Source organism: Fuscovulum blasticum DSM 2131, from assembly GCF_003034965.1.
GTDB classification, from domain to species: Bacteria; Pseudomonadota; Alphaproteobacteria; order Rhodobacterales; family Rhodobacteraceae; genus Pseudogemmobacter; species Pseudogemmobacter blasticus.
This window is the reverse complement of sequence record NZ_PZKE01000005.1, coordinates 159,708-185,260: the sequence shown is the minus strand read 5'-3', so window position 1 is coordinate 185,260 and position 25,553 is coordinate 159,708. Positions and strand designations below refer to the sequence as shown.

The 25,553-nt window shown below is 65.3% G+C and carries 25 protein-coding genes; 11 read left to right on the top strand and 14 right to left on the bottom strand.

What is annotated here, in order from left to right:
- Positions 1-52: 52 nt before the first annotated feature.
- From kdsA to C5F44_RS07285, 4 genes are all read right to left on the bottom strand, one after another.
- Positions 53-883, bottom strand: a complete 831-nt coding sequence (gene kdsA, locus C5F44_RS07300) for a 3-deoxy-8-phosphooctulonate synthase (RefSeq protein WP_107672850.1) — start codon at positions 881-883, stop codon at positions 53-55.
- An 11-nt stretch (positions 884-894) separates the two neighbouring features.
- Positions 895-2,523: a KpsE/RkpR family capsule polysaccharide export protein gene (locus C5F44_RS07295; RefSeq protein WP_235822560.1), complete on the bottom strand. Its 1,629-nt coding sequence runs from the start codon at positions 2,521-2,523 to the stop codon at positions 895-897.
- A 109-nt stretch (positions 2,524-2,632) separates the two neighbouring features.
- Positions 2,633-3,283, bottom strand: coding sequence for an ABC transporter ATP-binding protein (locus tag C5F44_RS07290; RefSeq protein ID WP_107672848.1), 651 nt, complete (start codon positions 3,281-3,283; stop codon positions 2,633-2,635).
- 220 nt (positions 3,284-3,503) lie between these two features.
- On the bottom strand, positions 3,504-4,715 hold the full coding sequence (locus C5F44_RS07285; protein ID WP_181318207.1) for a Na+/H+ antiporter NhaA: 1,212 nt from the start codon (positions 4,713-4,715) through the stop codon (positions 3,504-3,506).
- A 150-nt stretch (positions 4,716-4,865) separates the two neighbouring features.
- Between C5F44_RS07285 and C5F44_RS07280 the strand changes: the two genes are divergently transcribed.
- From C5F44_RS07280 to rpsI, 4 genes are all read left to right on the top strand, one after another.
- Positions 4,866-5,453, top strand: a complete 588-nt coding sequence (locus tag C5F44_RS07280; protein ID WP_107672920.1) for a uracil-DNA glycosylase family protein — start codon at positions 4,866-4,868, stop codon at positions 5,451-5,453.
- 5 nt (positions 5,454-5,458) lie between these two features.
- Positions 5,459-6,247 (top strand): SseB family protein, encoded by a 789-nt coding sequence (locus C5F44_RS07275; protein ID WP_107672919.1) that lies wholly within the window; start codon positions 5,459-5,461, stop codon positions 6,245-6,247.
- Between the two features lie 205 nt (positions 6,248-6,452).
- A complete protein-coding gene (rplM, locus tag C5F44_RS07270; RefSeq protein ID WP_107672846.1) occupies positions 6,453-6,917 on the top strand; it encodes a 50S ribosomal protein L13 in 465 nt (154 codons plus the stop codon).
- 3 nt (positions 6,918-6,920) lie between these two features.
- Complete coding sequence (gene rpsI, locus C5F44_RS07265; RefSeq protein ID WP_107672845.1) at positions 6,921-7,409, top strand: 30S ribosomal protein S9; 489 nt, start codon at positions 6,921-6,923, stop codon at positions 7,407-7,409.
- 126 nt (positions 7,410-7,535) lie between these two features.
- Here the strand turns inward: rpsI and C5F44_RS07260 are convergent, their stop codons facing one another.
- A complete protein-coding gene (locus C5F44_RS07260) occupies positions 7,536-7,757 on the bottom strand; it encodes a DUF1127 domain-containing protein (RefSeq protein ID WP_228156782.1) in 222 nt (73 codons plus the stop codon).
- A 95-nt stretch (positions 7,758-7,852) separates the two neighbouring features.
- On the opposite strand from C5F44_RS07260, the gene C5F44_RS07255 reads away from it, so the two are divergent.
- The 5 genes from C5F44_RS07255 to C5F44_RS07235 all read left to right on the top strand — a co-directional run bounded on the left by C5F44_RS07255 (position 7,853) and on the right by C5F44_RS07235 (position 12,599).
- Complete coding sequence (locus C5F44_RS07255; RefSeq protein WP_235822558.1) at positions 7,853-9,253, top strand: aminotransferase-like domain-containing protein; 1,401 nt, start codon at positions 7,853-7,855, stop codon at positions 9,251-9,253.
- A 138-nt stretch (positions 9,254-9,391) separates the two neighbouring features.
- The gene (locus tag C5F44_RS07250) at positions 9,392-9,652 is read left to right on the top strand and encodes a hypothetical protein (protein ID WP_107672844.1); all 261 of its coding nucleotides are present in this window, start codon (positions 9,392-9,394) and stop codon (positions 9,650-9,652) included.
- A 150-nt stretch (positions 9,653-9,802) separates the two neighbouring features.
- The gene (locus C5F44_RS07245) at positions 9,803-10,696 is read left to right on the top strand and encodes an ABC transporter permease (protein WP_107672843.1); all 894 of its coding nucleotides are present in this window, start codon (positions 9,803-9,805) and stop codon (positions 10,694-10,696) included.
- Positions 10,693-11,502 (top strand): ABC transporter permease, encoded by an 810-nt coding sequence (locus C5F44_RS07240; RefSeq protein ID WP_107672842.1) that lies wholly within the window; start codon positions 10,693-10,695, stop codon positions 11,500-11,502. Before C5F44_RS07245 ends, C5F44_RS07240 begins: the two co-directional genes overlap by 4 nt.
- Before the next feature lie 23 nt (positions 11,503-11,525).
- The gene (locus C5F44_RS07235; RefSeq protein WP_181318215.1) at positions 11,526-12,599 is read left to right on the top strand and encodes an ABC transporter ATP-binding protein; all 1,074 of its coding nucleotides are present in this window, start codon (positions 11,526-11,528) and stop codon (positions 12,597-12,599) included.
- Positions 12,600-12,725: 126 nt separating this feature from the next.
- Here C5F44_RS07235 and C5F44_RS07230 read toward each other — a convergent pair whose 3' ends face one another.
- The 9 genes from C5F44_RS07230 to C5F44_RS07190 all read right to left on the bottom strand — a co-directional run bounded on the left by C5F44_RS07230 (position 12,726) and on the right by C5F44_RS07190 (position 21,894).
- The gene (locus tag C5F44_RS07230) at positions 12,726-13,343 is read right to left on the bottom strand and encodes a TetR/AcrR family transcriptional regulator (protein WP_107672840.1); all 618 of its coding nucleotides are present in this window, start codon (positions 13,341-13,343) and stop codon (positions 12,726-12,728) included.
- Positions 13,340-14,212, bottom strand: coding sequence for a polyphosphate kinase 2 (ppk2, locus tag C5F44_RS07225; RefSeq protein WP_107672839.1), 873 nt, complete (start codon positions 14,210-14,212; stop codon positions 13,340-13,342). The genes C5F44_RS07230 and ppk2 overlap by 4 nt, the downstream gene beginning before the upstream one ends.
- 41 nt (positions 14,213-14,253) lie before the next feature.
- Positions 14,254-15,198, bottom strand: coding sequence for an alpha/beta fold hydrolase (locus C5F44_RS07220; RefSeq protein ID WP_181318206.1), 945 nt, complete (start codon positions 15,196-15,198; stop codon positions 14,254-14,256).
- Positions 15,188-16,105, bottom strand: a complete 918-nt coding sequence (metA, locus tag C5F44_RS07215) for a homoserine O-acetyltransferase MetA (protein ID WP_107672837.1) — start codon at positions 16,103-16,105, stop codon at positions 15,188-15,190. Before metA ends, C5F44_RS07220 begins: the two co-directional genes overlap by 11 nt.
- 25 nt (positions 16,106-16,130) lie before the next feature.
- A complete protein-coding gene (locus C5F44_RS07210) occupies positions 16,131-17,018 on the bottom strand; it encodes an ATPase (RefSeq protein WP_107672836.1) in 888 nt (295 codons plus the stop codon).
- Between the two features lie 112 nt (positions 17,019-17,130).
- Positions 17,131-18,270 carry an OmpP1/FadL family transporter gene (locus C5F44_RS07205; RefSeq protein WP_107672835.1) on the bottom strand — a complete coding sequence of 380 codons (1,140 nt, stop codon included), beginning with the start codon at positions 18,268-18,270 and terminating at the stop codon, positions 17,131-17,133.
- A gap of 95 nt (positions 18,271-18,365) precedes the next feature.
- A complete protein-coding gene (locus C5F44_RS07200) occupies positions 18,366-19,208 on the bottom strand; it encodes a DMT family transporter (protein ID WP_412917532.1) in 843 nt (280 codons plus the stop codon).
- 87 nt (positions 19,209-19,295) lie between these two features.
- Positions 19,296-21,335, bottom strand: coding sequence for an NADH:flavin oxidoreductase (locus C5F44_RS07195; RefSeq protein ID WP_107672833.1), 2,040 nt, complete (start codon positions 21,333-21,335; stop codon positions 19,296-19,298).
- A gap of 124 nt (positions 21,336-21,459) precedes the next feature.
- A complete protein-coding gene (locus tag C5F44_RS07190) occupies positions 21,460-21,894 on the bottom strand; it encodes a MarR family winged helix-turn-helix transcriptional regulator (protein ID WP_107672832.1) in 435 nt (144 codons plus the stop codon).
- 86 nt (positions 21,895-21,980) lie between these two features.
- Between C5F44_RS07190 and C5F44_RS07185 the strand changes: the two genes are divergently transcribed.
- Both C5F44_RS07185 and C5F44_RS07180 read left to right on the top strand, forming a co-directional pair.
- Positions 21,981-22,793, top strand: coding sequence for an FAD binding domain-containing protein (locus C5F44_RS07185; protein WP_107672831.1), 813 nt, complete (start codon positions 21,981-21,983; stop codon positions 22,791-22,793).
- Positions 22,790-25,471 (top strand): molybdopterin-dependent oxidoreductase, encoded by a 2,682-nt coding sequence (locus C5F44_RS07180; RefSeq protein WP_107672830.1) that lies wholly within the window; start codon positions 22,790-22,792, stop codon positions 25,469-25,471. Before C5F44_RS07185 ends, C5F44_RS07180 begins: the two co-directional genes overlap by 4 nt.
- Positions 25,472-25,553: the final 82 nt, after the last annotated feature.

Genomic DNA, 25,553 nt, shown 5'->3' with positions numbered 1-25,553 from the left:
GAGTCCCAATGGGGGGCGGCTGTTCGGGTGACACGCACCCTGACAGCACCAATCAGACGTGCAGCGGGTTGGCCTTTGCAAGGCGGTCGAAGGCCATCAGGCTTTCGATCAGCGCCGGCATGTCCGACAGCCGGATCATGTTCGGCCCGTCCGAAGGCGCCCGGTCGGGGTCTTCGTGGGTTTCCAGAAAGACGCCGGCGATGCCCAGCGACACGGCCGCCCGGGCTAGAACCGGCGCGAATTCCCGCTGGCCGCCGGAACTGTCGCCCAGCCCGCCGGGGAAAGCGACGGCATGGGTGGCGTCCATGATCACGGGGTATCCCGTGCGGCCCATGATCGGCAGGGCGCGCATGTCGGCGACAAGGCCATTGTAGCCGAAGGTCGTGCCCCGTTCGGTCAGCAGGATGCGGTCATTCCCGGTCGAGGCGATCTTGGCGGCCACATTGGCCATGCCATAAGGGTCAAGGAACTGGCCCTTCTTGACGTTCACGGCGGCCCCGGTGGCCCCCGCCGCCAAGAGCAGATCGGTCTGCCGGCACAAGAGCGCGGGGATCTGCAACACGTCAACGACCGAGGCCACCTCGGCCGCCTGCGCAGGTTCGTGGAAATCGGTCAGCACCGGCAGGCCCATCGCCTTGATGGCCTGCAGCACCTTCAGCCCGGCCTCCATTCCCAGCCCGCGCTTGCCTGAAAGCGAGGTGCGGTTGGCCTTGTCATAGCTGCCCTTGAACACGAACTGCGCCCCTGCGGCCGCGCAGGCCTCGGACAGGGTGCCGGCAATCATCTGGGCGTGGTCCAGACTTTCAAGCTGGCAGGGGCCGGCGATGACCGTCAACCCCTGCGTATTTCCGACGGTCACGCCGCCGATCTGGACCGTTTTCATGATCACACCCCTTACGCTGAAACCTGTTCGCGCAGGATCGCGGCGGTCATCGAGATCATCAGATAGATGCCCAGCAGGATCAGCATGGTAACCAGCGTGTTCTCGAAGACGCGCGGATAGGTCGGTTCATCCGGCGGGACCGGCGAGACAGAGAGCGACAGGTAGCGCACCTGACGATTGGCCTCGATCCGGGAGTTTTCCATGGATTGCAGCGCCTGAGCCAGGACCAGTTGGCGGGTCTCGACATCGGCCTTGGCGACCAGCAACTCACCCTGAATCCGGGCCAGCGACTGGCTTTCCTCGCCATTGACCGTCATCTTGGCGCGCAGGTTGGCGATCTGCTCTTCCAGCGTTGCGATCCGGCGCTTGACGGGCTCCATCCGGGCCTGGTTCGGGTTCGCGTTCGCCTCCATCTGCGCCAGATTCAACTGTTCGGTCGTCAGTTGCGATTCAAGCTGGCTGATCTGCGTGGCAATCAGTTGAACCTCGGTTTCAGACGAAAGAACGTTGAACTTCTCCTGCAGTGCGACCAGCCGCTGCTGGGCATCAATCACGGCGGTTTCGGCCTCGGTATACTGTTCCTTCGCGCCCTTCATCGAATCCTCGCGCAGACGCAGGGACATCTTGTCGACCTGTTCTTCCGCATAGGAAATCAACTGCTTGGACCAGTCTGCCGAAACCTTCGGATCGGCTGCCATCACCTCCATCCGCACCAGACCTTCGGTCGGGTCGTAGGAAATGAGGATATACTTGCTGTAAAGTTTGTAAGCGTCTTCCAGCGAGGCATCCGGCGGCAGGCGCGTCAGCGCGTCGATGTTGCTGCCCTGGAAATATTCCTTGAAACCATGGTCGGCCTCAAGTCGCTGCAACGCCTCACGGCTTTGCAGATAGCCCTGCACGGCAATGGAATCCTGCGCATGGGCCATGGGTGTGCCCGAAAGAAGCCCCCCCATACCCGAGGCCTGCGGCGGATCGGCCGCCTGGATCACGAACTCCGACTTGGTTGCATAAAGCGGCGTGGCAATCTGCGAGAAATACCAGAAGGCAACAATCGTGGGCAGCAGCACGAAGGCGAACAGCCGTCCACCCAGCATCATCAGCTTGCGCCGGCGCCGGCGCGCGATTTCCTGCTGCATCTTCAGGATTTCGGCCGCGTGGTTCACTTCGACACGCTCGGTCGACGGCGGTTGTGGCGGCCGTGTCCGTTGCGGCAGCTTCACGCCATCGCCGGGCAGCGGTGTCAGGGCGCGCCCTTCAGAGGCCGGCGGCTGGCCGCCACCTCCGCCAGTGGCCGCCTCGGTTGCGGGTTCCGTGCCGACAAGTTCCAGCATGGCCCGCCGTTGGAACGGGTCGATGCCCGCAGCGCGCAGCAGGCGGACGGCGTCGTAATCCGATGTTGCCGCGATGTTGCGCCGTTGGGCCAGCCGGCGGGCAACCCGCAACTGACGGCCCGTCAGGCCTTCGGCGCGGATCGCGGCCAGTTCTGCGGCAACCTCCGGCGATACGTTGGCGTCATCCTCGGCCGCATCCGCTGGCCCGGGCTGTGGGGCCGTTGCGCCGGCCGCAGCCGCACGTTCGGCCGCGGCAGATCCCGGAAAGACCTGATCGCCGAACCCGTCATCAAACGTATCGAAGGACATGTCGCTGTCCTTCGATGTCGAAGCCGGAGAGGCTGCAGAAGCGGCGGGCCGCGGCGCGGGATCTGCCGCGGCATCCGGGTCGGGGCGGTTCAGGTTGAAACGGGGAACCTTAAGCGTAGTCATAAAGGCTTCTCGCTTCTTCCAGGGTGTCGAACTGATAAAGACGGCCATTCTTCAACACGGCCGCCTGCTTGCAAAACTTTTCGATCGTCTGCGGCGAGTGTGAAACGATCACCACGGTCGCCTTCTGCAGCCGTTCGCGCAGGATCGCGCCGGCCTTGCGGTTGAAGGCAACATCCGCCGTCGAGGGCATACCCTCGTCGATCAGGTAGATGTCGAATTCCAGCGCCAGCATCAGCGAGAAGGTGAACCGCGCCTTCATCCCCGAAGAATAGACCGACATCGGCATCTCGAAATATTCGCCCAGGTCGCAGACCCAGCGGCAGAAACTTTCGACATAGTCGGGGTCAAGCCCGTAAAGACGGGCGATGTAGCGGCTGTTCTCGTGTGCGGAATGTCGGCGCGACACGCCCCCCATGAAGCCAAGGGGAAAAGACACCCGGCAGGTGCGCGTGATCGTGCCTTCGTCGGGCTTTTCCAGCCCGGCCATCATCTGGATGAGGGTGGTTTTTCCGGTGCCGTTCTGGGCCAGAATTCCCAGCGACCGGCCCATTTCAACGCGAAAGGAAGCACGGTCGAGAATGACCTTGCGCTGGACGCCGGTCCAGAAGGATTTTGAGACGTTATTGAACTCGATCATGTCACTGTCTTGCACCGCGGGGCGGCATTGAACGCCTTGTCATTCTGGCTGGATTTACGCCTGATTTCGCGATGACCTTGTTCCCTCAAGAAAGCCGGATCAAAGCCACTGCCCGGCTTGTCCGGGCAACTCCTGTGACCGGATATTTGGGCAACAGTATGTCTTGAAACGGGCGTTACGGCAATGGCCGGTCAGGATAATGTGAACAGGGACCGCAGCGTCACCGTCCGCCGCTGCGCGCCAGAAGCAGGGCCAGCGGGCCTGCCAGCAGGCTGAGAGCCAGGCCCATGCGCGCCGCTTCCTGCATCGCGCCGCCAGGCAGGGCGGCGGCCAAGGCGATGGCCGGCACGGTGAAGCCGCAGCCAAGGATCACAAGGATCAGCCCCAGATGGCGCAGCCGGACCTGCGGCGGCAGGCGCAGGCCGAAGACCAGCGCAAGACCAAGTGCCCCAAGCGCCATGCCCAGCGGGCGGCCGACCCACAGGCTGCCCAGAGTGACAAGTGTGGTCGGGGCAAAGGCCAGCAGGTCCACGCCGCCGCGCACCAGCCCGAACAGGAACAGCACCACCGCGACAGGCCGGATCAGAAGATGCGCCAGCCGGTTCAGCGGATCGTGCAGGAAGGTTTCGGCCTCGGCGAACAGGCCGAAACTGCGGTCGGCATGGGCGATGGCCGGAATCACCGGCAACAGGCCCAGTGTGGCGGGCAGGCCCGAGGCGGCGACGCCGAACCAACTGGCCGCGCCGGCCAGCATATAGGGCCACAGGGCCATGCCGGCCCGGCGGCGCAATTCGCTGGTGCCGGGGGGCGGACGGCGCCCGTAAAGCGCCCAGACCGCCCCCGAGGCCGCCACGGGCAGCACCAGCCAGAGCAGACGGAACGACAGATGCGGGCTGGACAGGCCCAGAACCAGCAACGCTAGAATATCGGTGCCGATGGCCAGCAGCAGCAACAGGTGCAGCGCCGGATGACCCGGCCCGAAGGCCAGGCGGCCGAACAGGTAGGCCAACACCACATCAGACCCCAGCGGCACCTGCCAGCCGGTCGCGAAGCCGGCCTCCTCGGCGGTTTCGATCAGGGCCGACAGCACGATCCACATCAGCGCGGCCCCGATCATGCCCGAAACCACCAGTCCTGCCGGCAGCAGCGCCCGCCCGCCCGACAGCGCGCCGCGCTCCAGGATCAGCGCTTCCCAAAGTTCCTTGCCGATGAAGAAGAAGAACAGCGCCATCAGGATGTCTGTCACCACCATGAAGGGCGTCAGCGTCACCGTGCCCGCCCAGATCCAGCCCGGCAGGGACAGTTCGGCCATGTGCCATTCGACAAAGTCGTAATAGCTGCCCGGCGACAGGTTGACCCAAAGCGTGGCAATCCCGGCGCCCCCCAGCAGGGCCAGGGCGAAATGACGGACAAAGGGCGAGATTCGATACATGGGCCGCGGGTCTCCTGACCTTCTCGCTAGCTTCTGTGCCCCCACCTCGCAAGCGGGCGGGGCGGGATCGTCGGGTGCTGTGGCCGGGCTGCACAGGGGGGCAAAACCGGGGTTTTGCGCTGGCGCGGTGGCAGCGCTATCCTGCGCGGCATGGACCTTGCCAAGGACATTCGCGCCTGCCGGCTTTGTGCCGCGCGCTTTGCCGCCACCGCCACGGCGCATGAGCCGCGCCCTGTCGTCTGGTTCGCACCCACGGCGCGGCTGCTGATCGCGGGGCAGGCGCCGGGAGCGCGGGTTCAGGCCAGCGGACGGCCCTTCACAGACGCTTCCGGCGACCGCCTGCGCGACTGGACGGGGCTGTTGGCCCCCGAGTTCTATGACCGGACGCGGGTCGCGATTGTGCCGATGGCGTTCTGCTTTCCCGGGTACAATGCACGCGGCGCTGATCTGCCGCCGCCGCCGCTGTGCGCGGCTACCTGGCGGGCGCGCGTGATGGATGTGCTGCCTCAGGTCCGGTTGCGTCTGCTGGTGGGTGGCCATGCGATCCGCTGGCATCTGGGTCTGCGCGACGTGACGGCGGCGGTGGCGGACTGGCGCAGACATTCGGAAAACGGCATCTTTCCCTTGCCGCATCCGTCCTGGCGGAATACCGGGTGGCTGACGCGCAATCCCTGGTTCGCGGCCGACCTTCTGCCCGTGTTGCGGGCCCGGGTGCGCGCCGTGTTGGAGGCCCCATGACCGTTGTGACCCTGCTGGACGCCGCACATGCCGCGGTTTCGGCCCATCCCGAGGACGAGACCGCGCTGCTGCGCTTCTATGAACGGCTGGCGGATGGCGAGCTGTTCCTTCTGCTTGAACGCGAAGCCGAGGCCGAGGTGCTGGACCCCCGCGTGTTCGAACTTGAGTCCGGCCCGGTCGTGCTGGTTTTCGACCGCGAAGAACGGATGGCCGAGTTCTCGGGCGGGATCGCCCCCTATGCGGTGCTGCCGGGGCGGGTGATCGCCGGGCTGTTGAAAGGGCAGGGGATCGGGCTGGGGGTCAACCTTGGCGTGGCCCCGTCGGAAATGCTGCTGCCACCCGAGGCGCTGGATTGGCTGGCCGAGGCGCTGGAGCCAGAGCCGGAAGAGGCCGAGTTGCGGGCGGAGTCCTTCGTGGCGCCCTCGCTGCCCGAAGGCTTCGTTCTGGGGCTGGATGCCAAGCTGGCACGGGCCGGCGGGTTGGCAACGGCGGCGCTGCTGGCCGGGGTGCGCCATTCCGGCGGGCGGCTGGGGCATATGCTGGCCTTTCTGGACGCGGTGCCGGGGGCCGAGCCGGCGCTGGCGCGGGCGGTGCAGGAAACGCTGGTTTTCTCGGGGCTGGAAGCGGGGCAGGTGGACGTGGCCTTCCTGTCCGCTGGCGATCCCGCCGCCCAGGCCATGGCCGACTGTGCCTTGCGCTTCGACCTGCCGGAACCCGAGGCGCCCGATGTTCGGCGCGAGACGGTTCCTCTTCCGCCCGGCATGGACCCCGACAGCCCGCCCAAGCTGCGCTGACCTGTTCCCCGCGCAGGGAAAGCGGAATTTGTGAGGAAAACAGTGGGCTGTGCGTGGGGTATAATGATACCGCTTACGCAAAGGTATTGAATTTGCTTGATATTATGTTCCGTGCCGCGCTTGACGGGGGCGGCGGGTTCAGCGATAAGCCCGCATCCGAATTCGCGGGGGGTGCTCCCTCGCCTCAACCCTTATGGGACCACCGATGAAGACCTATACCGCAACACCTGCGGACATCGAGAAGAAGTGGATCCTGATCGACGCCGAGGGCGTCGTTCTGGGCCGCCTTGCCACGATCGTCGCAAACATCCTGCGCGGCAAGAACAAGCCGACGTTCACCCCCCACATGGACATGGGCGACAATGTCATCGTCATCAACGCCGACAAGGTGCAGATGACCGGCAACAAGCGCAATGACAAGGTCTACTACTGGCACACCGGCCACCCGGGCGGCATCAAGAGCCGTACCGCCAAGGCCGTGCTGGAAGGCCCGCACCCCGAGCGTGTGGTCGAAAAGGCCGTCGAGCGGATGATCACCCGCAACCGTCTGGGTCGTCAGCAGATGTCGAACCTGCGCGTCTACGCCGGCGCCGCCCATCCCCATGAAGCCCAGCAGCCCACCGTCCTGGACGTGAAGGCGCTGAACCCGAAGAACACCCGGAGCGCGTAAACCATGGCCGACATCAAGTCTCTCGACGATCTGAAGGCCGCCGTCGGTGCCGCCGCCCCGGTCGAGGCCGAGGCCGCCGCGCCGCGCGCCCCGGTGCGCGACAAGTTCGGCCGCAGCTATGCCACCGGCAAGCGCAAGGACGCCATCGCCCGCGTCTGGGTCAAGCCCGGTTCGGGCAAGGTCACCGTCAACGGCAAGGACATGGCGGCCTATTTCGCCCGTCCGGTGCTGCAGATGATCCTCAAGCAGCCGTTCACGGTTGCCAATGTGGAGGGCCAGTTCGACGTGATGGCCACCGTGACCGGCGGCGGTCTGTCGGGCCAGGCCGGTGCTGTTAAGCACGGCATCTCGAAGGCGCTTCAGGTCTATGAACCGTCCCTGCGCGCTGCGCTCAAGGCGGCCGGCTTCCTGACCCGTGACAGCCGCGTCGTGGAACGCAAGAAGTACGGCAAACCGAAAGCTCGCCGCAGCTTCCAGTTCTCGAAGCGCTGATCTTCCCCGATCCGACATACGAAAGGCCCGCCGTAAGGCGGGCCTTTTGTTTTGTGCGGCCAAGGCGGGCCAAAAAAAACGGGCCGGTTTCCCGGCCCGAAGTCGCTCAGGGGAGCGTAAGGAATTTCAGGCGGCCCAGGCCGGCTTGCGGCATTCGGCCTGCCGGGCGGCGTCGGTCAGCCCGATGTCGCGCAGCATGTGGGTGTCCAGCCTCGAAAGGGCGCGGCGGCTGCGGACGCGGTCGTCCCAGCGGGCAAGGATCAGGGCAAGGCCGACCAACAGACGCGAAGCCGGCGGCAGGGCCATGGGCGCGATCAGGGCAGGGGCGAGGCTTGAACTGCGGGGCACGGTGGCCTCCATCCTTTTTGTATTGATACAATCTTGTTTCTCTGCTGCAAATTTTATAACAAAGTCCGTGAATGAGTCGCCAGAGATACTTTGTGATGGATACAAATTGGAAACCTGACCTGGCGGCTTTTCCGGGGCCCAAATACCAGGGCCTGAGCCGCGCCCTGCGCGAAGCGATCCGGGCCGGGCATCTGCCCGCGGGCACACAGCTTCCAACCGTGCGCGATCTGGCCTGGCGGCTGAACATGACGCCGGGCACCGTGGCGCGGGCCTATGCGCTGGCCACGCAGGAAGGTCTGCTTGAGGCAACCGTTGGCAGGGGCACCTTTGTCGCCTCGACCTCGCCCCGGCTGGGGCCGACGCAGCCGCTTTACACCGAGCGGGTCTCGGGCGGCACGACCGGGCTGGTGGACCTGCGCCCGCCGCAAGTGCCCGAGGTGGGGCAGACCGAAGCGTTCCGCACCGCCTTGCGCGCCATGGCGGAAACCACCGGGCAGGGCTGGCTGGACTACACCTCGCAACGCGCCGAATTGCCGTTGCGGACGGAAATCGTGCGCTGGCTGGGCGACCGGATCCTTGGCCCCATCGGCCCCGACGATGTGGCGCTGACCCATGGTGGGCAGAATGCCATCGGGTTGATCTTCGATTGCTGTCTGCGCGGCGACCGGCCTGTCGTGCTGATCGAGGAACTGGCCTATCCCGGCTTCCGTTCGGCGGCGCGGGCGGCACGGGCCGAGGTGGTGGGAGTCGAGATCGACCGCCACGGCGTCGTGCCCGAGGCGCTGGAGGCCGCCTGCCGCCGCCACGGTCCGCAGGTGTTGTGCCTGACGACCGAGGCGCAGAACCCGACCACAGGGCGGATGCCGCTGGAACGGCGGGCCGATCTGGCCCGGATCGCCCGCGCCTTCGACCTGCAGATCCTTGAGGACGATTGCTATTCGGTGGCGGAAAGCAACATTCCCAGCCTTCGCGCCCTGGCGCCGGAACGGGTGTGGCATGTCGGCGGCCTGTCCAAGACCATTTCGGCCGCGCTGCGGTTCGGCTATGTGGTCTGCCCCGCCGGCATGGGTGAGGCGGGGCGTCTTGCGGCGCAACATGGCTATTTTGCGCTGTCGCGTCCGGTCTCCGACCTGTGCCTGCATCTGTTCCGCACCGGCGCTGCCGAAACGATCCGTGCCCGCGCGCAGGCCGAATTCGCGCAGCGCCTGCAAGCCCTGGTGAACCGGCTGGGCGCCTTTGATCTGGCCTGGCAACCCGGTGTTCCCTTCGTCTGGCTGGGATTGCCGCGCGGCTGGCGGGCGTCGGCCTTCACACGGGCCGCCGAGGCTGCGGGCGTATTGGTGCGCCCGGCCGATGAATATGCGCTGGTCGGGGGCCGCGCGCCCAATGCGGTGCGAATCGCGGTCGCCGGAAACCTGCCGGAAGAGGTTTATGCCGATGCCATCGACCGTCTTGTGAAGCTTCTGGCAAATCCGCCCGGCGATCTGGCTGTCTAGGCCGACACCGCCCGACTGTTGCGCCAAGGACTCGCTCACGCCGAATTGCGCCCTTGACCGTTGACCGGCACGGTCGGGCACCCGCATGATCAACCAAACAACAGTCCGAACGGGCGATGAGCAGTAAAGTGAGTGATCATGGGACAACAGGCGTCTTTCCACGCCCCGCATGGCGGTGCAGATTTTCTTGGCTGGCGCAAGACACGCGCCGGAGCCACCGAAATTGTCTATGATGACGGCGTGACCCGCCGCATGGTCTGGCGCGTGGCCGGGCTTGAGGCCAGCGAAGCCCGCCTGTCCGATGCGCTGCGGGTGGCGGTGGGCAGCCATCGCATCGTGCCGACGCTTTATGACGAGCTGAAAAAACGGGCGATCGCCATCGAAAAAATCGCAGGCTGATCGTCATTCAAGCGGTTATACAGGGGGCGGCCTGAGCCGCCCCTTTGCTATTGCACGGTCTGTCCGCAAAACACCGTTGCAAAGTCGAATTTCCGGCGTCAGGATTTGATCAAACCAAGGGCCGCAAGGGCCAGTACAGTAGGGGGGGTAATGGCGAACTCGATCGAGGCCGAGAAGCGGGCAGGCTGGGCGCTTGTTTCTCCGCCATTCCTTTACACCTTGCTTGCCCTTGCGGTGCCGTTCATCGTCATCGTCGGGCTGTCCTTCGCCGGGCTTGAAGGCGGCCGTGCGCGGGTGCCGCTGGCGCCGGGCGATGCCGAGAAGCTCTACTTTACCTTCGAAAATTTTGCCCGTGTGCTGTCCGAGCCGATCTATCGGGTCGTTCTGCTGCGCTCGCTGATCATCGCGGTCTGCGTCACGCTGGCAACCGTGCTGATGGCCTATCCCATTGCCTATTTCGTCAGCTTCTATGTGGCACCTTCGAAAAAGGCGCTGTGGATCTTCCTGATCACCATCCCGTTCTGGACCAGCTACATCATCCGTCTTGCCCTGTGGCGCACGATTCTTGGCTACAACGGTATCTTCGACAACTTCGTCGGCATCTTCGGAATCGAACCGATGAACCTGCTGTCGAACGGGGCGCTGGCCATCACCATCACCCTGAGCCATGCCTTTGCCCCCTTTGCCGTGTTGCCGATCTTTGTCGCGCTGGAAAAGGTTGACCGCTCGCTGCTCGAGGCGGGGCAGGATCTGGGCGAAACGCGCTGGACCACCTTCCTGCGGGTGACGCTGCCGCTGTCGATGCCCGGCGTGATGGCGGCGGTGCTGATCGTGTTCATCCCGGTGGTCGGCGACTATGTGACCGCCAAGCTGATGGGCGGTTCGACCACCCCGATGATCGCCAACCTTGTCGAGGTCGAGATGCTGAAGAAGCGCGACCATGCCATGGGTTCGGCGGTTGCCGTAACGGCCATGGCGACGGTCGCTGTGATCAGCATCCTGTTTGTCCTGCTCAACCGCCGCTTCATCGGGAGCAAGAAATGAAATCAGCTCCCGGTCTGCGCAGCTATGCGATCCTGTATCTGGTGTTCCTCTACGGCCCGATCCTGATCCTGCCGCTGTTTGCCTTCAACAACGCCACCGTCGTGTCGTTCCCGCTGTCGGGCTTCACCACCAAGTGGTTCTCGGAAATGATGGCCGATCAGGCGCTGTGGCGCGCGTTGCGCACCAGCCTTCAGATCTCGCTTTCGACGGCGGTGATCGCCACCGCGCTTGGTGTCATGGCGGCACGGGCGGCGGTGCGCTACCGCTGGCCGGGCAAGCCCGGCGTGATGGGGCTGATCCTGCTGCCGCTGGTGCTGCCCGAGATCATCATCGCGATGTCGATGCTGATCGTGCTGATCTGGCTGGGCGCGCCGCAGATGTGGTTCACCGTGATCCTGGGCCATGTGCTGATCACGCTGCCCTTCTCGGTCACCATCATGACGGCCGCGTTCCAGAGCATCGACGTGTCCTTCGAGGAGGCGGCGCTGGACCTGGGCGAAACCCCGATCTCGTCGTTCCGGCTGATCACGCTGCCGCTGGTGATGCCGGGGATCATCTCGTCCTTCCTGATTTCGTTCACCATCTCGATCGACGAATACATCATCGCCAACTTCCTTGGCGGCAACGACACCGCGCTGTCGGTCTATATCTACGGCCAGTTCCGGTTCCCGGCGAAGGTGCCGATGGTTCTGGCCCTGGGGACATGCCTTGTCGCCATGTCGATCCTGCTTCTGACAATCGCTGAATATTTCCGCCGCCGGGGCGTTGCCCGCGTGGGTGGCAAGGACTCCGGAGGTTTCCTGTGACGTTTTCCGCCGACAAACCCACGATGATCGAGTTCAAGGACGTCCATAAATACTATGGCGACTACCATGCGCTGCGGGGCATCAATGGCACCATCAAGGCGGGCGAGTTCTTCTCGCTGCTGGGGCCGTCCGGCTGTGGCAAGACCACGCTTCTGCGCACCATCGCAGGCTTCGAGGACATCTCGTCCGGCGTGGTGATGATCGACGGCAAGAGCATGGCCGATGTGCCTGCCAACGTCCGGCCGACCAACATGGTGTTCCAGAGCTACGCCATCTTCCCGCATATGAGCGTGGAAGAGAACGTCGGCTTCGGCCTGCGCCGCGACCCGCGATCCAAGGCCGAAAAGGCCAAGGCCGTGGACGAGGCGCTGGAGATGGTCGGCCTCAAGGGCTATGGCAAGCGGGCGGCACATGCGCTGTCGGGCGGGCAGCGGCAGCGGGTTGCGCTGGCGCGGGCGCTGATCCTGAAGCCCAAGGTGCTGCTGCTGGATGAACCGCTCAGCGCGCTGGACAAGAAGATGCGCGAACATATGCAGGTTGAGTTGATCAAGCTGCAACGTCAGGTCGGCATCACCTTCATTCTGGTCACCCATGACCAGGAAGAGGCGCTGGTCATGTCGGACCGGATCGCGGTGATGTTCGAGGGTGAGATTGCGCAACTGGCCGATCCCGAGACGCTGTATCGCCGGCCCAATTCCAAGAAGGTGGCGGATTTCATCGGCACGATGAACTTCATCCCCTGCACGATCCTGTCGGAATCGGGCGACAAGGTCGAGGTTGATGCCAAGGGGCTGGGCAAGGTCGCGCTGGACATCCATCAGGCCCCGCCGGCGAAGGGGGAAACCCCGGTCGTCGGCCTGCGGCCCGAGACGCTGACGCTGCTTTATCCCGGCCAGTCCGCGAATGATCGCGAGACCGACGGTGTGATCGACGAGGTGATCTACTTCGGCGACATGACCTATTACGATGTCTATCTCGGCGGCACCGATGTCGAGGTGCGGCTGTCGATGCGAAACGTGCCGGGCCGCCCGGTTCTGGACGTGGGCACGAAAGTGCGCGTCGCCTGGAGCCCCGAGGCGCTGGTCCTGTTCCGCTGAGGAAAATCGTGCGGCCGCAAGATGCGGCCGCGCGATTGTCTCTCGCCTCTGTCGCGCGCAAGGCGCGCGACAACCTGCTCGGGGGGCGTGCCTCCGGCGGGGATATTTGCCGACGATGAAACGTGTTCAACGATCCGCAGGCAGGACGCCAAGGCCACGCAGGTAGATGCCAATGGCGGATTCCAGCAGGTCTTCTGGCGGCCAGGGTTGCGGGCCGCCGTTGCCGCGCAGGAACAGTTCGACAACACCGTGGCTTGCCGCCCAGACATGCGCCGCCACCATGCGGGCGGGGGGCCGGCGGTCGGCGGGCAGGGTGGTCAGCAGGGTTTCGGCGGCGCGTTCCATGATGGCGCGGGCCTTGGAGGAAACCACTGCCAGATCGGGATGATTGCCCGGCTGCAGGCCGCTTTCGAACATCGCCTGATAATGACCGGGATACTTGCGGGCAAATGCCAGATAGGCGCGGCCGGTGGATTCGAAGGCGGCCATCGGGGTGGGGCGGCCGTCGTCATGGGCGTATTCCAGCAGGGCGGCGAAGATATCGAACCCCTGCCGGGCCACCTCGGCCAGCAGCTCGTCACGGCCTGTGAAGTGGCGATAGACGGCGGCCGGCGTGACATCCGCCGCCTTGGCCGCCTCGGACAGGGTAAAGCCCTGCGGCCCCTTTTCCGCGATCAGCGCCAATGCCGCCTCGACCAGCGCCTGACGCAGGTTGCCGTGGTGATAGCCGCGTTTCACCGTCAGTCCTTGGGCCGCAGGTCCGGGCCACCGCAGATCTTGCCGTCGATCTTGCCGATGGCGTCCTTGTCCTTGCCCTTGTAATCGACGGCGCCAAGAATGGTCTGGATCGCCGCGATACGGGCGCGCTTCTTGTCGTCAGACAGGATCACCGTCCAGGGCGTGTGCTTGAAGCTGGTCTTGTCCATCGTCTCGTCGATGGCCTTGCAATAGTCATCCCATTTGGCCAGCCCGTCCACGTCGATCTGGCTGAGCTTCCATTGCTTGAGCAGGTCGCCCTCGCGGTCAAGGAAGCGCTTGAGCTGCTCGGCCCGCCCGACCTCCAGCCAGATCTTCAGCAGGATGATGCCTTCATCGACGATCATCTGTTCGAACTCGGGCAATTGCCGGAAGAAGCGGGCGCGGTCCTCGGCTTTGCAGAAGCCGAAGACATGTTCGATCATGGCGCGGTTGTACCAGCTACGGTCATAAAGTGCGATTTCACCCTTGGCGGGGAACCAGTCGACATAGCGCTGGAAATACCATTGCTGGGATTCGCGTTCGGTCGGCTTGGGAAGGGCCACGACATAGGCCGAGCGCGGGTTCAGGTTTTCTGTTACCGCCTTGATCGTGCCGCCCTTTCCGGCGGCATCGCGGCCCTCGAAGACCACCATCAGACGCTGGCCGCTGATCTTGAGCCCGTTCTGCATCTTGGCAAGTTCGATCTGCAGCCGGTCCATCTGGGCGATGTAATCCTTGCCCTTGAGGTCGGTCTTGTAGGGGTAGGACTTGGTCAGGATGTCGTCCTTGCCGGCCTTTTCAATGGTCTTGCGCACCTCTTTCGGGGCGCCTTCCTTGAAGTAGCGGCTGATTGCACCGTCGAACGGCAGGTCCATGGCATGTCTCCCTTTTCCGGCAGTATGGCGGGGGCGCGTGCCTATCGCAATCCGGCGCGGGTGGCGGCGCGGGCGATGGCATCCAGCACCACCTGCGGGTGGGTGTGGTGCGGCATGTGGCCGGCGCCCTCAATCACCGTCAGCCTGGCCGATGGCAGGCGCGGGGCCAGCGGGCCGGAGTGGATGGAGAGCGGCACGATGGTATCGGCGGTGCCGTGAACCATCTCGATCGGCAGGGTCAGGCCGGGATAGCGCGGCTCCATCGCGACGATCTGGTCGCGCAGCGCATTGATCTGGGCCACATTGGCCGCAAGCTGGCTGTGGCGCAGCGTCAGGTCGGTGCCAAGGTGGTCAAGATAACCTGCCGGAGCATGGGCCGGGGCAAAGACGGCGTCGATCTGGCGCTGGACATAGCCGTCCGGCACCCAGGCCGAGGCGAGCGGGACCAGCAGCGCACGCGGCACCGGCCGGGCGGTCAGGCGATACCAGACATCCAGATGCCCGGGCCAGGGCAGCGAAGGCGCGGCCAGCGTGACCAGCGCGGCGGCCGGATGCTGCAACGCCCAGGCGGTTGCCACGGTGCCGCCATAGCTTTGGCCCACCAGCACAGGGTTGGTCACACCCAACTGGTCAGCTGCGGCTTTCAGCACCGCGATCTGGCCTGCGATGCTGGCGTCGCCGCCCGGCAGCGGGTCGGAATGGCCAAGGCCGGGCCGGTCAAACGCGATGACGCGGAAATCCTGCGCCAGGCGGTCCAGCAGCGAGAAGGTGAAATCACGCGATGAGCCGGAGGCGCCATGGATCAGCAGCAGATCGGGGCCACGCCCGCGTTCCACCGCATGAACCTGCAACCCGTTGACCGTCAGCAGCCGGCCCTCCGGCGGGTGGGCCAGCAGGGCGCGCTGGTCGCGGGCGCGGAGGCGGAGGGTGGTAGCGGCGGTCAGGACGCCCGCCCCAACCGCGCCAATGGCGCCGCTAAAGGCCAATCTTGTCAATGTCATAGGGCGTTGTCTGATAGATTTCGTTGATCCAGTTTCCATACAGCAGATGTGCATGTGACCGCCATCTGTTCAGGGGGCGGCGCGTAGGATCATCGTCGGGATAGTAGTTCAGCGGCACGTTGATCGGCGTGGCATTGGCCACGTCGCGATCATATTCCTGTTTCAGCGTGTCGCTGTCATATTCGAAGTGGTTGAAGATATACAGCGCGCGATGCCCGGTATCGTCCACCAGGCAGGGCCCGGTCTCGGCGCTGCCCAGAAGGGTGCGCAGACCGGGGGCGGCGTCGATTTCCGACTGGCGCATCTCGGTCCAACGGCTGACCGGAATCACGAAATCATCCGAAAACCCGCGCAGCAGCGGCGAGGTGGGGGCAAGATTCTGGTGGCGGAAGCAGCCGAAGGCCTTGGCGGGCAGCATGTGTTTCTGCACGCCATGGAAGTGGTAGATCATTGCCATGCCGCCCCAGCAGACGCCGAAGGTGGAATGGACATGGGTCTGGGTCCAGTCCATCACCTCGCGCAGTTCGTCCCAATAGGTGACCTGCTCGAAGGGCAGATGCTCGATCGGGGCGCCGGTAATGATCAGGCCGTCGAACTTCTCGTGCTTCACCTCCTGAAACGGGCGGTAGAAGGTCGCCATATGCTCTGCGGCGGTGTTCCTGGTCTGATGTTCGGTCATGCGGATCAGTTGCAGGTCGATCTGCAACGGCGTGGCGCCGATCAGCCGGGCAAACTGGTTCTCGGTCTGGATCTTCTTCGGCATCAGGTTCAGCAGGCCGATGCGCAGCGGGCGGATGTCCTGCCGGGCCGCGCGTTCGGGCGACATGACGCTGACGCCTTCCTTTCGGAGAACGTCGAACGCAGGCAGGGTTTCGGGCAGGGTGATGGGCATTTCGGGATCTGGTCCTTGATGCGGGTCAGATATGCACCGGCAGGCGCCGGTCAATGGCACGGGCGATCAAGGCATCGAAATCGCCGGGGCTGCGCACCTCGGCCACTTCTTCGGCAGTAACCGTGACACCCCATTTCGCCATGGCTGCATAGCGCGGCTGGCGGTGCGCCAGAGCGCGGGCATAGGTCCAGCGCACGAAGTGATCGGGATCGCAGGTTTCTTCGGTTTTTCCGAAGGCTGACCGATATTCCTCCCACATTTCATGAAGAAAGGCGGGCTGGTAATACATCGGCTTCGGCGCACGGTCGAACCGGCGGACCAGCTCTGCCGTATGGGCATCAGAGCCGCGAATCCAGACCATCAGCAATGTGCTGGCAAGCTGCGTCATCACCGGATCATGCGCGTCATGCGGGTTCACCACCTCGCAGATCGAGCCCGAGGTATCGCAGACGAAATTCCTGTAACCATAGATGTCTTCGGCCCGCGCGATGAAACGGGCGCTGTCCAGCGTGGCTGCCACCTCGGCCTCACGGTGCTGGTCCTGCCGCTTCATGTATTCGGCAAAGGGCAGGCCGCCCTTGGCCGGATCGCCGGGTTTGCCCAGATAGGTGGAAAGCGGCGCCAGGTTGTTGAAGGTGATGTTGGAGGCGATGAAGACGCTGTCGGTCATCATCAGCTCGCGCAGAAGTGGCACCTTCATCGCTTCGCGCTTGAACATGTCGGCGATGAATTCGCCCATGTAATGCGTGCCGATGCGGTAATCGACCGAGTAATGGAACCAGCCGCCGCCCTTGGACAAGGGTTCGTCGCGCAGCATGTTCGACAGATAGGTCTTGCCCAGGCCAGACATGCCGAACAGCATGATCCGTTTGTGCGATGCCGAAAGATAATCCTGCCCCGAGCTGTAGATCATGGCACCGTCCTAGCCTGCCTGTCCGGGGTCTTGCTACTGCCGCCGGCCGGGGGGTGCAACGAAAAACCCGCCCCCGAAGGGGCGGGTTGGGTCTGCGTCAGGCGCAGAGCGATCAGAAGCTGAAGCCGACACGCACACCGACGGCGACGGCGTCATTGTCGGTCATGTTGGCGCGGGCCACGTCCGGGGTGCCGGTTTCCGGCTGGGCATCGCCCAGTTTCAGATAGCGCACGCCCATGGTGACCTTCATGTTGTCCTGCGTGTAAACCGCAGCAACGCCAATGCCCTTGTAGCCATTGGTCGGCGCCAGCGGCGACACCAGCGGATCGCCACCGGCTTCGTAGGTGGCAAAGACCGAGCCTGACCAGTTGTCGCTGAACTTGCGGCCGACACCCAGGGTGTAGGTGGTCGAATCTTCAAGGCTGACAAGGCCGCCGCCAGTTGCCGCAGTGAATGTGGCAGGGTCGATCAGGAAGTTTGACCAGTCCACCCAACGGATCGTACCGAAGACCAGTGTGTCTTTTGCCACCCCCGACTGGAAGTCGAGGTTCACAGCCTGCGGCGTATCGACCGACAATACGCTGGCGAGAGGCACGCCGGCCGGAATAGGCCCCAATGGCGATGCAAATGTCTCGACCGTATCGAGATCATGGGTCACCTTGGAGAAATAAGTCAAAGCGACGCGCAGGGCGATGTCAGGCCGTTCATAGGCCGCGCCAACCAGATAGCCGGTGCCCCAAGCCGGGTCGAATGAGACGTTGTAGCCCGACAGGTTCGCCGGACCCTGCGGGTCGTAGGCGAGGCCAGACAGGGTTACTTCACCCGAAGCCTTGGAAGCGCGTATACCGCCATGGACTGACCAGTTCTCGTCGAACTTGTAGCGCAGGATCCCGGTGATAACTTCAGAGTCGAGCACTGCCGACGTGCCGCCCAACAAGATTGATTGACCCATTGGATAGTTGATGTCGGCGCCATAAGCGTGTTCGTAGATCAGCGCGGCCGAGAAGTTGTCGTTGAACTTGTAATTCAGCGCCAGTCCCGGAAGGGTGTGCTTGTCGGCCACGCTGCCGGTGGGGCGAGACGCCACATCAGTGCCGCTCACATTGGGATTGATCACGCCGTAGCTCAGTTCGACGTAATTGCCCTTTTCGAAGATGATGCCGATGGACTGGCCCGAACGGTCCACCCCGCCTGCTTCTGCCATCCCCGCCGCTGCCGCCAGTGCGGCGACGCTTGTCATCAGTTTTTTCATTGTCCTCATCCCTGGAAAGGATTTCCCCTGATGCTGACGCTAGGGGGCACGACAAAACGGGTCAATCAATGACGCAACGTCACGGGTTTGTGAGATTATAGCTGTGGCTTGGGTGCACGGGATTCCGCCCGGAGAGAGATATAGTTCGCCGTCAGGATAAGGGCCGCGCCCAGGGCCAGCGTCCAGGCCAGCGGCTCATCATAAAAGGCGGCGCCGATCAGGGCGATGACCGGCAGGCGGGCGAAATCCACCGGGCCCACAAAACTGGCCGGGGCCAGCGACAGCGCCGTGGTCAGGCACAGATGCGCCACGATCCCGGCAAGGCCGATCAGCAAAAGCCAGGGCAGGGTGGCACTGTCGGGCAGGGTGATGGCGCCATCGCGGAAGGACAGCGCCAGGCCGAAGATCGCCTGCAGCAGTGTCAGCCAGAACAGGATGGACAGGATATCCTCGCCCCGGGTCAGTTTCTTGGTCATCAGCATGGTGGCGGCAAAGAACACCGCGCAGCCGGCGGCGGCCATCACGCCCGGTTCGATGTGGCCAAAGTCGGGGCGGGCGACGATCAGGATGCCTGCAAAGCCAAGCCCCGCCGCCAGAAGCCGGGGCCGCGTCAGCCGTTCGCCCAGCACCAGCGGCGACAGCAGGATGACCCAGAGCGGCGAGGTGAATTCCAGCGCGAAGACCTGGGCCAGCGGGATTTGCGTCACCGCCCAGAACCACAGGGCCTGCCCGGTGAAATGGAACCCGTTGCGCAGAACGTGGCTGGGAAAGCGCCTGGCGCTGATGCGGTTCAGCCGGCCCAGCAGGGTGGCCGCCAGCAGCACGATCATCAGCCCCAGGATCGAGCGGTAGGCAAGAATCTCGAAGGTTTCATGCCGGACCTTCACCGCCCGCGTCGCGACTGCCATGGCCGAGAACGAGGCGATGGAGCCTGTCATCCAAAGGGCGGCGGCAAGGGGGCGGTGCGGGTCGGACATGGCGGGAAGATGTGCCCGCCACGCAGCCATTTGTCGAGTCGCGACGGATCAGATGTCCTTCATCAGCCGCAGGGCATCATAGATCGCGGCATGGGTGTTGCGCGCTTCGACCGCATCGCCGATACGGTAGAGGCGAAACCCTTTCGGTCCCCTGCCGGCGGGCTGCGGACGGCCGTCGATCAGGGCGGAATAATCAACCGCACCAAGGTTTTCCGACCGGGGCTTGAGATCGAAGTAGAGCCCCGCATTGGGTTCCGTGCCGTGGTTCACGACGATCTGGTCGAAATGACGTTCCTGCGCCAGATCACGTAGGTAGTCCGAGCCGATCACCGCCTTCAGCCGGTTGCCGTCGCGTGTCACCGATTGCAGGCGGTAGGTCACGGTGAAGGTGACAGATTTTCCTTGCAGGGCGCGCATATAGGGCACGAGGTTCATGCCCATCACCTCGGGCGAGAAGGTGCGGTCTGGCGTCATCACCTCGACCGTGGCACCGGCTTCGGCCAGCACTTCGGCGGCCTGCAAGGCGGCGTGGTCGCCGGCATCATCATAGACCAGCACGGAATTGCCCGGCTTCACGTCGCCCGACAGGATGTCCCAGGCGGTCACGGTCAGGTCATCGCCCGCTGTCAGCGTGGGTTTTTGCGGCAGGCCGCCGGTCGCAACGATGACAACATCCGGGGAAAGAGACAGAACATCATCGGCTTCCGCCCATGTATTGAAGTTGAACTTTACCCCCTTCGCCTCGCATTGCTCCATCCGCCAGTCGATGATGCCAATCATTTCGAACCGTCGTTTGGTCTGCGCGGTCAGGCGGACCTGGCCACCGGCGCGGTCGGCCACTTCGAACACGGTCACGTCATGGCCGCGCTCGGCGGCGACACGGGCGGCTTCCAGCCCCCCGGGGCCGGCCCCGACGACGACAACCTTCTTGCGGACCGCCGCAGGGGTTGCCTCATGGGGCATCCCCTCGACCTCGCGTCCGGTGGCGGGGTTGTGGATGCACAGCGCCATGCCACCCTGATAGATGCGGTCCAGGCAATAGGTGGCCCCGACGCAGGGGCGGATGTCATGTTCGCGCCCTTCGGCGATCTTCCGCACGATATGCGGGTCGGCGATATGGGCGCGGGTCATGCCGACCATATCCAGCAGACCATTCGCCACCGCATGGCGGGCCGTGGCCACATCGGGAATCCGCGAGGCATGGAAGGTGGGCAGCCCCACTTCGGCCCGGATACGGCCGGCGAAATCCAGATGCGGGGCGCTGCGCATACCCTGCACCGGGATCACCCCGGTCAGGGCGGCATCGGTATGGATACGCCCCCGTATGACGTTCACGAAGTCGATCAGCCCGGCGTCCCGGAACCGCCGCGCCAGTTCCACGCCATCTTCGGTGGTGATGCCACCAGAATGATCTTCGTCCGCCACATAGCGGATTCCCAACAGGAAATCCGGTCCCACACGGCGGCGGCAGGCGTCCAGAACCTGGGTTGCAAAGCGCAGGCGGTTGTCGAAGCTGCCGCCATAGTCACCCTCCAGCGCATTGGTCAGCGGGCTGAACATCTGGTCCATCAGATGGCCGTAGACCTCGAACTCCACCCCGTCCAGACCGGCGGCCTGCATCCGTTCCACGCCATCGGCGTAGTCGGTGATGATGCGGTCGATGTCCCAATCCTCGATCACCTTGGGAAAGGCGCGGTGCGCGGGTTCGCGGGCCGGGCCTGCCCCCAGAACCGGCAGCCAGTCGCCCTTGTCCCAGCGGGTGCGATAGCCAAGGTGCGTTACCTGGATCATCACCGCCGCGCCGGCCTCGTGGCAGTCGTCTGCCAGCCGTTTCATCCACGGCACCACCTCATCCTTCCAGACCAGCACATTGCCGAAGGCGGGCGGGCTGTCGCGGCTGACACTGGCAGAACCGGCCGTCATCACCATGGCAACCCCGGCCTTTGCCCGTTCCAGATGATACAGCCGGTAGCGATCCTTGGGCATACCGTCCTCGGTATAGGCCGGCTCGTGGCTGGTGGTCAGAATCCGGTTGCGCAGGCGCAGGTGGCGCAGTTGGAAGGGTTGCAGAAGTGGATCGTTCGACATTGGACCCCCCGGGTCTGTGCGTGCGGTCTGGTGTTGCCGGGTCAGGTTAGACGCGGCGGGCGCCCCGGCTCATGGCGGAATGCGACCGATGAGCGTCGGATTTCGCGCTGCGCTGCGGCGGCTGTCAGGCCAGACGTGCCAGAAGGGCGGAAAGCGTCGCGCGTTCTTCGGTGGTCAGCGGGGCCAGCGTGGCCTCGGTCACCGCAAGCGCGGCCGGAACAAGTGAGGTAACCAGCGTGGCGCCAGTCTCTGTCAGGCTGACCGTCAGGCGGCGGCGGTCGTCAGGATCTGGCGTGGTAACCACAAGCCCCTGCCGGATCAGCCGGTCGACGACGCCCTTGATGGTGGCGGCATCCATCGACGCCTCGCGCCCCAGATGGTTTTGCGACAGGGGGCCCAGTTCGGCCAGACGTGCCAGCACGGCGAATTGCATCGTGGTCAGTTCTGGAATGGCTTGGCCGAACAGCGCCAGATGCCGCTGCGTGACCCGCCGCAGCAGGTAGCCGATCTGTGCATCAAGGTCATATCCGGGCAGGGCCATTGCATCAGAAATACCCATGCCTTCCCCGTTTGCGCAAGACTGTTGACAGCGTGCCGCCGGATCGTGAAGCCTGTTGGTGTGCGAACAATCCAGCCGGTGGCAAGATGGGCTATCTCCGTCCCGCAACCCTGAGCGAGGTGTTCCCCGCAGTGGCCTCCGGTGCGCGGGTGCTGGCGGGCGGCACAGACCTGTATCCGGGGCAGGGTTCGCGTCTGGTCGGGCCGGTGGTTGATCTGACTTCGGTGGCCGCGCTGCGCGGGATCAGCCTTTCGGGCGGCCTGCGCCTTGGGGCCTGCACAAGCTGGAGCGAGATCGCAGAGGCTGGCCTTCCTCCCGCCTGCGCCGCGCTGCAACAGGCGGCGCGTCAGGTGGGGGGGCGGCAGATCCAGAATGTCGGCACTATCGGCGGCAATCTTTGCAATGCCTCGCCCGCGGCCGATGGGGTGCCGCCGCTTCTGGCGCTGGACGCCGAGGTTGAACTGCTGTCGGCGGCCGGGGCTCGACGCCTGCCGCTGGCGCGGTTCCTGCTGGGGCCGCGCAAGGTGGACCTGCGCGCCGGAGAAATTCTTGCCGCCGTGCTGATCCCCGAAACGGCCCTGACCGGGCGGTCGGCCTTTCAAAAGCTGGGCGCGCGGGCCTATCTGGTGATTTCGATCGCCATGGCGGCAGTTCGCCTGACCGTGGACGGCGACCGTATCACCCGGGCGGCAGTGGCGGTTGGCGCTTGCGGGCCGGTTGCCAGCCGGTTGCCTGCGGTCGAGGCGGCGCTGCTTGGCCCGGTGGCCGGGGCGGCGGACCGGGCCCGACAGGCGGATTACGCGGCGCTGTCGCCCATTGACGATGTGCGCGCCACGGCGGCCTATCGCCGGCGGGCGGCGCGGGAGCTGGTGGCCCGGGCGGTGGAGAGCTGCGCATGATCGGCTTTCGCCTGAATGGGCGTGCAGTGCAGGTCGCGGCCCCCCCCGGCGAACGGTTGTCCGAAGTGCTGCGCGAACGGCTGGGGGCGCGGGGCACAAAGGTAGGGTGCGACGCCGGTGATTGCGGCGCCTGTTCGGTGCTGCTGAACGGCCGCTCGGTCTGTTCCTGTCTGGTGCCGGCGGGGCAGGCCGACGGGGCCGAGATCGTGACGGTGGAAGGGGAAACGCCGGAACTGACCCGGCTGCGCGCGGCCTTCCTGCGCCATGGCGCGGCGCAATGCGGCATCTGCACGCCGGGGATGCTGATTGCGGGGGCAGAGCTGCTGGCCCGCAACCCGACCCCGACCGAGGCCGAGGCGATGGACGCGCTTGGCGGTGTGCTGTGCCGCTGCACCGGATACCGCAAGATCCTTGCTGCCGTCTGCGATGCGGCGCCCGCGGTTGCCGCCGATGCGCCGCCGGCCGGGCAGGCGGTGGGGGCGGCGCTGGTCCGGCTGGATGGTGCGGCCAAGGTCGCGGGCGACAGTTTCGGCGCCGACCATGCGCCAGAGGGGGCGCTGACCGTCAAGGCGGTGCGGTCGCCCCATCCCCATGCGGCGTTCCGCTTCGGCGATCTGGCCGGGTTCGCGGCCCGGCCCGGCGTGGCCGGTGTCTTTACGGCTGCCGACATTCCCGGCCGCAACGCCTTTTCCGTCATCCCGCCCTTTGCCGACCAGCCCGCCATTGCCCGTTCCCCCGCGCGGTTCCGGGGCGAATGTGTGGCGCTGGTGGCCTTTGAACCGGGTGCCGAGGCCAGCCTTGACGGCTTTCCCGTGGACTGGGCGCCGCTGCCGCCTGTGTTGACACCCGCCGAGGCTGAATCCGAAGGTGCGCACCTGCTGCACCCCGACCGCAAGGCGAACCTGCTGATCGAGGGGCGGGTGCAGAAGGGCAATGCCGAGGCGGCGCTGGCCGCCAGCGCGCATGTGGTCGAGGGCAGTTTCACCACGTCTTACGTCGAACACGCCTATATCGAACCCGAGGCCGGTGTTGCCTGGATCGAGGGCGATACGCTGGTGATCCGGGCCTGCACCCAGGCGCCGGGGATGGACCGCGAGGATACCGCGCTGGTCCTGGGCCTGCCGGCCGAGCGGGTGCGCATCATCCCCTCTGCCGTGGGGGGCGGCTTCGGTTCGAAGCTTGATCTGTCGGTGCAGCCGCTGATCGGGCTGGTGGCGCTGCGCACTGGACGGCCGGCGCGGATGATCTATTCCCGCGCCGAAAGCATGGCCTCGACCACCAAGCGCCACCCGGCCGAGATGACGGGGCGGATCGGCTGCGATGCCAGGGGCCGCATCACCGGCATCGTGTTCGAGGGGCGCTTCAACACCGGGGCCTATTCCAGTTGGGGGCCGACTGTGGCGAACCGGGTGCCGGTTCATGTGTCCGGCCCCTATCTGACGCCGAACATCACCGCCCGCGCCCGCGCCGTGCATACGCATGGCCCGGTCTCGGGCGCGTTTCGCGGCTTCGGCGTGCCGCAGGGCGCGCTGTGGCAGGAAACGCTGTATGACCGGCTGGCGGAAAAGGCCGGGCTGGACCGGCTGGAGTTCCGCATCCTGAACGCGCTGCGCGACGGTCAGTGCAGCGCCACGGGCCAGATCCTGCAGGCGGTCGGCATCGGCCCCTGTCTTGAGGCATTGCGTCCGCGCTGGCGCGCCGCGCTGGACTGGGCCGCGCAGGGGCCGGGGCGCGGGGTGGGGGTCGCCTCGTGCTGGTATGGCTGCGGCAACACCGCCTTGCCCAACCCGTCAACCATCCGCATCGGTATGACGCCGGGCGGTGAGGTGGTGTTGCATCAGGGCGCAACCGACATCGGGCAGGGCTCGAACACCGTGATTGCGCAGATCGCTGCCGATGCGCTGGGGCTGCCGGTTGCCGCGCTGCGCCTGCTGGGCGGCGATACCGCGATCACGCCGGACGCCGGCAAGACCAGCGCCTCGCGTCAGACCTTCGTTTCGGGGCGGGCGGCGGAAAAGGCGGGCCGCGCCTTGCGCCATGCGACCCTGCGGCTGGCCAATGCGGGGCAGGGTGCCCGTCTAGACCTTGCGCCGGGGTGCATCACCGTTACCGATGGCCCGGTCCGGCGCCGCATCGACCTTACCGCTCTGCCGGTTGACGCCCGCGGCTATGCCCTGTCTGCCGAAGAAACCTATGACCCGCCCACAACGGGGCTGGATGCGAATGGCCAGGGCACGCCCTATGCCGTTTACGGCTATGGCGCCCAACTGGTTGAGCTTTCGGTGGACCGCGCGCTTGGCACGGTCACCCTGTATCACATCACCGCCGCGCATGATCTGGGCCGCGCGATCAACCCGCAACTGGTGACCGGCCAGATCGAGGGAGGTATCGCGCAGGGCATCGGCCTTGCGCTGATGGAGGAATATCTTTCAGGCCGGACCGAGAATCTGCACGACTACCTGATCCCGACCGCGGGCGATGTGCCGCCTATCGACAGCATCCTGCTGGAAATCCCCGATCCCGAAGGTCCGTTCGGCGCCAAAGGTCTGGGGGAACACGTCCTGATCCCCACCGCCCCGGCCATCCTGAACGCCATTCGCCACGCCACCGGCGCCGTCCTGACCCGCACGCCCGCGTTGCCGCACCGCATCCTTGCCGCGATGGAGGGGCAGGAATGACGCCCCCTTCATCTGTCTTCAAATATCCCACTGGGGTCCGGGGGTGTGAAACCCCCGGCTTCCGGCCCCACCCGGAGCCGCG

Excerpts from the sequence above, each read along its gene's own strand:
- kdsA (WP_107672850.1), bottom strand. The coding sequence starts at position 883 with ATGAAAACGGTCCAGATCGGCGGCGTGACCGTCGGAAATACGCAGGGG.
- C5F44_RS07295 (WP_235822560.1), bottom strand. The coding sequence starts at position 2,523 with ATGTCCTTCGATACGTTTGATGACGGGTTCGGCGATCAGGTCTTTCCG.
- C5F44_RS07290 (WP_107672848.1), bottom strand. The coding sequence starts at position 3,283 with ATGATCGAGTTCAATAACGTCTCAAAATCCTTCTGGACCGGCGTCCAG.
- C5F44_RS07285 (WP_181318207.1), bottom strand. The coding sequence starts at position 4,715 with ATGTATCGAATCTCGCCCTTTGTCCGTCATTTCGCCCTGGCCCTGCTG.
- C5F44_RS07280 (WP_107672920.1), top strand. The coding sequence starts at position 4,866 with ATGGACCTTGCCAAGGACATTCGCGCCTGCCGGCTTTGTGCCGCGCGC.
- rplM (WP_107672846.1), top strand. The coding sequence starts at position 6,453 with ATGAAGACCTATACCGCAACACCTGCGGACATCGAGAAGAAGTGGATC.
- rpsI (WP_107672845.1), top strand. The coding sequence starts at position 6,921 with ATGGCCGACATCAAGTCTCTCGACGATCTGAAGGCCGCCGTCGGTGCC.
- C5F44_RS07255 (WP_235822558.1), top strand. The coding sequence starts at position 7,853 with ATGGATACAAATTGGAAACCTGACCTGGCGGCTTTTCCGGGGCCCAAA.
- C5F44_RS07250 (WP_107672844.1), top strand. The coding sequence starts at position 9,392 with ATGGGACAACAGGCGTCTTTCCACGCCCCGCATGGCGGTGCAGATTTT.
- C5F44_RS07245 (WP_107672843.1), top strand. The coding sequence starts at position 9,803 with ATGGCGAACTCGATCGAGGCCGAGAAGCGGGCAGGCTGGGCGCTTGTT.
- C5F44_RS07240 (WP_107672842.1), top strand. The coding sequence starts at position 10,693 with ATGAAATCAGCTCCCGGTCTGCGCAGCTATGCGATCCTGTATCTGGTG.
- C5F44_RS07235 (WP_181318215.1), top strand. The coding sequence starts at position 11,526 with ATGATCGAGTTCAAGGACGTCCATAAATACTATGGCGACTACCATGCG.
- ppk2 (WP_107672839.1), bottom strand. The coding sequence starts at position 14,212 with ATGGACCTGCCGTTCGACGGTGCAATCAGCCGCTACTTCAAGGAAGGC.
- metA (WP_107672837.1), bottom strand. The coding sequence starts at position 16,105 with ATGCCCATCACCCTGCCCGAAACCCTGCCTGCGTTCGACGTTCTCCGA.
- C5F44_RS07210 (WP_107672836.1), bottom strand. The coding sequence starts at position 17,018 with ATGATCTACAGCTCGGGGCAGGATTATCTTTCGGCATCGCACAAACGG.
- C5F44_RS07205 (WP_107672835.1), bottom strand. The coding sequence starts at position 18,270 with ATGAAAAAACTGATGACAAGCGTCGCCGCACTGGCGGCAGCGGCGGGG.
- C5F44_RS07200 (WP_412917532.1), bottom strand. The coding sequence starts at position 19,208 with ATGACAGGCTCCATCGCCTCGTTCTCGGCCATGGCAGTCGCGACGCGG.
- C5F44_RS07195 (WP_107672833.1), bottom strand. The coding sequence starts at position 21,335 with ATGTCGAACGATCCACTTCTGCAACCCTTCCAACTGCGCCACCTGCGC.
- C5F44_RS07190 (WP_107672832.1), bottom strand. The coding sequence starts at position 21,894 with ATGGGTATTTCTGATGCAATGGCCCTGCCCGGATATGACCTTGATGCA.
- C5F44_RS07185 (WP_107672831.1), top strand. The coding sequence starts at position 21,981 with ATGGGCTATCTCCGTCCCGCAACCCTGAGCGAGGTGTTCCCCGCAGTG.
- C5F44_RS07180 (WP_107672830.1), top strand. The coding sequence starts at position 22,790 with ATGATCGGCTTTCGCCTGAATGGGCGTGCAGTGCAGGTCGCGGCCCCC.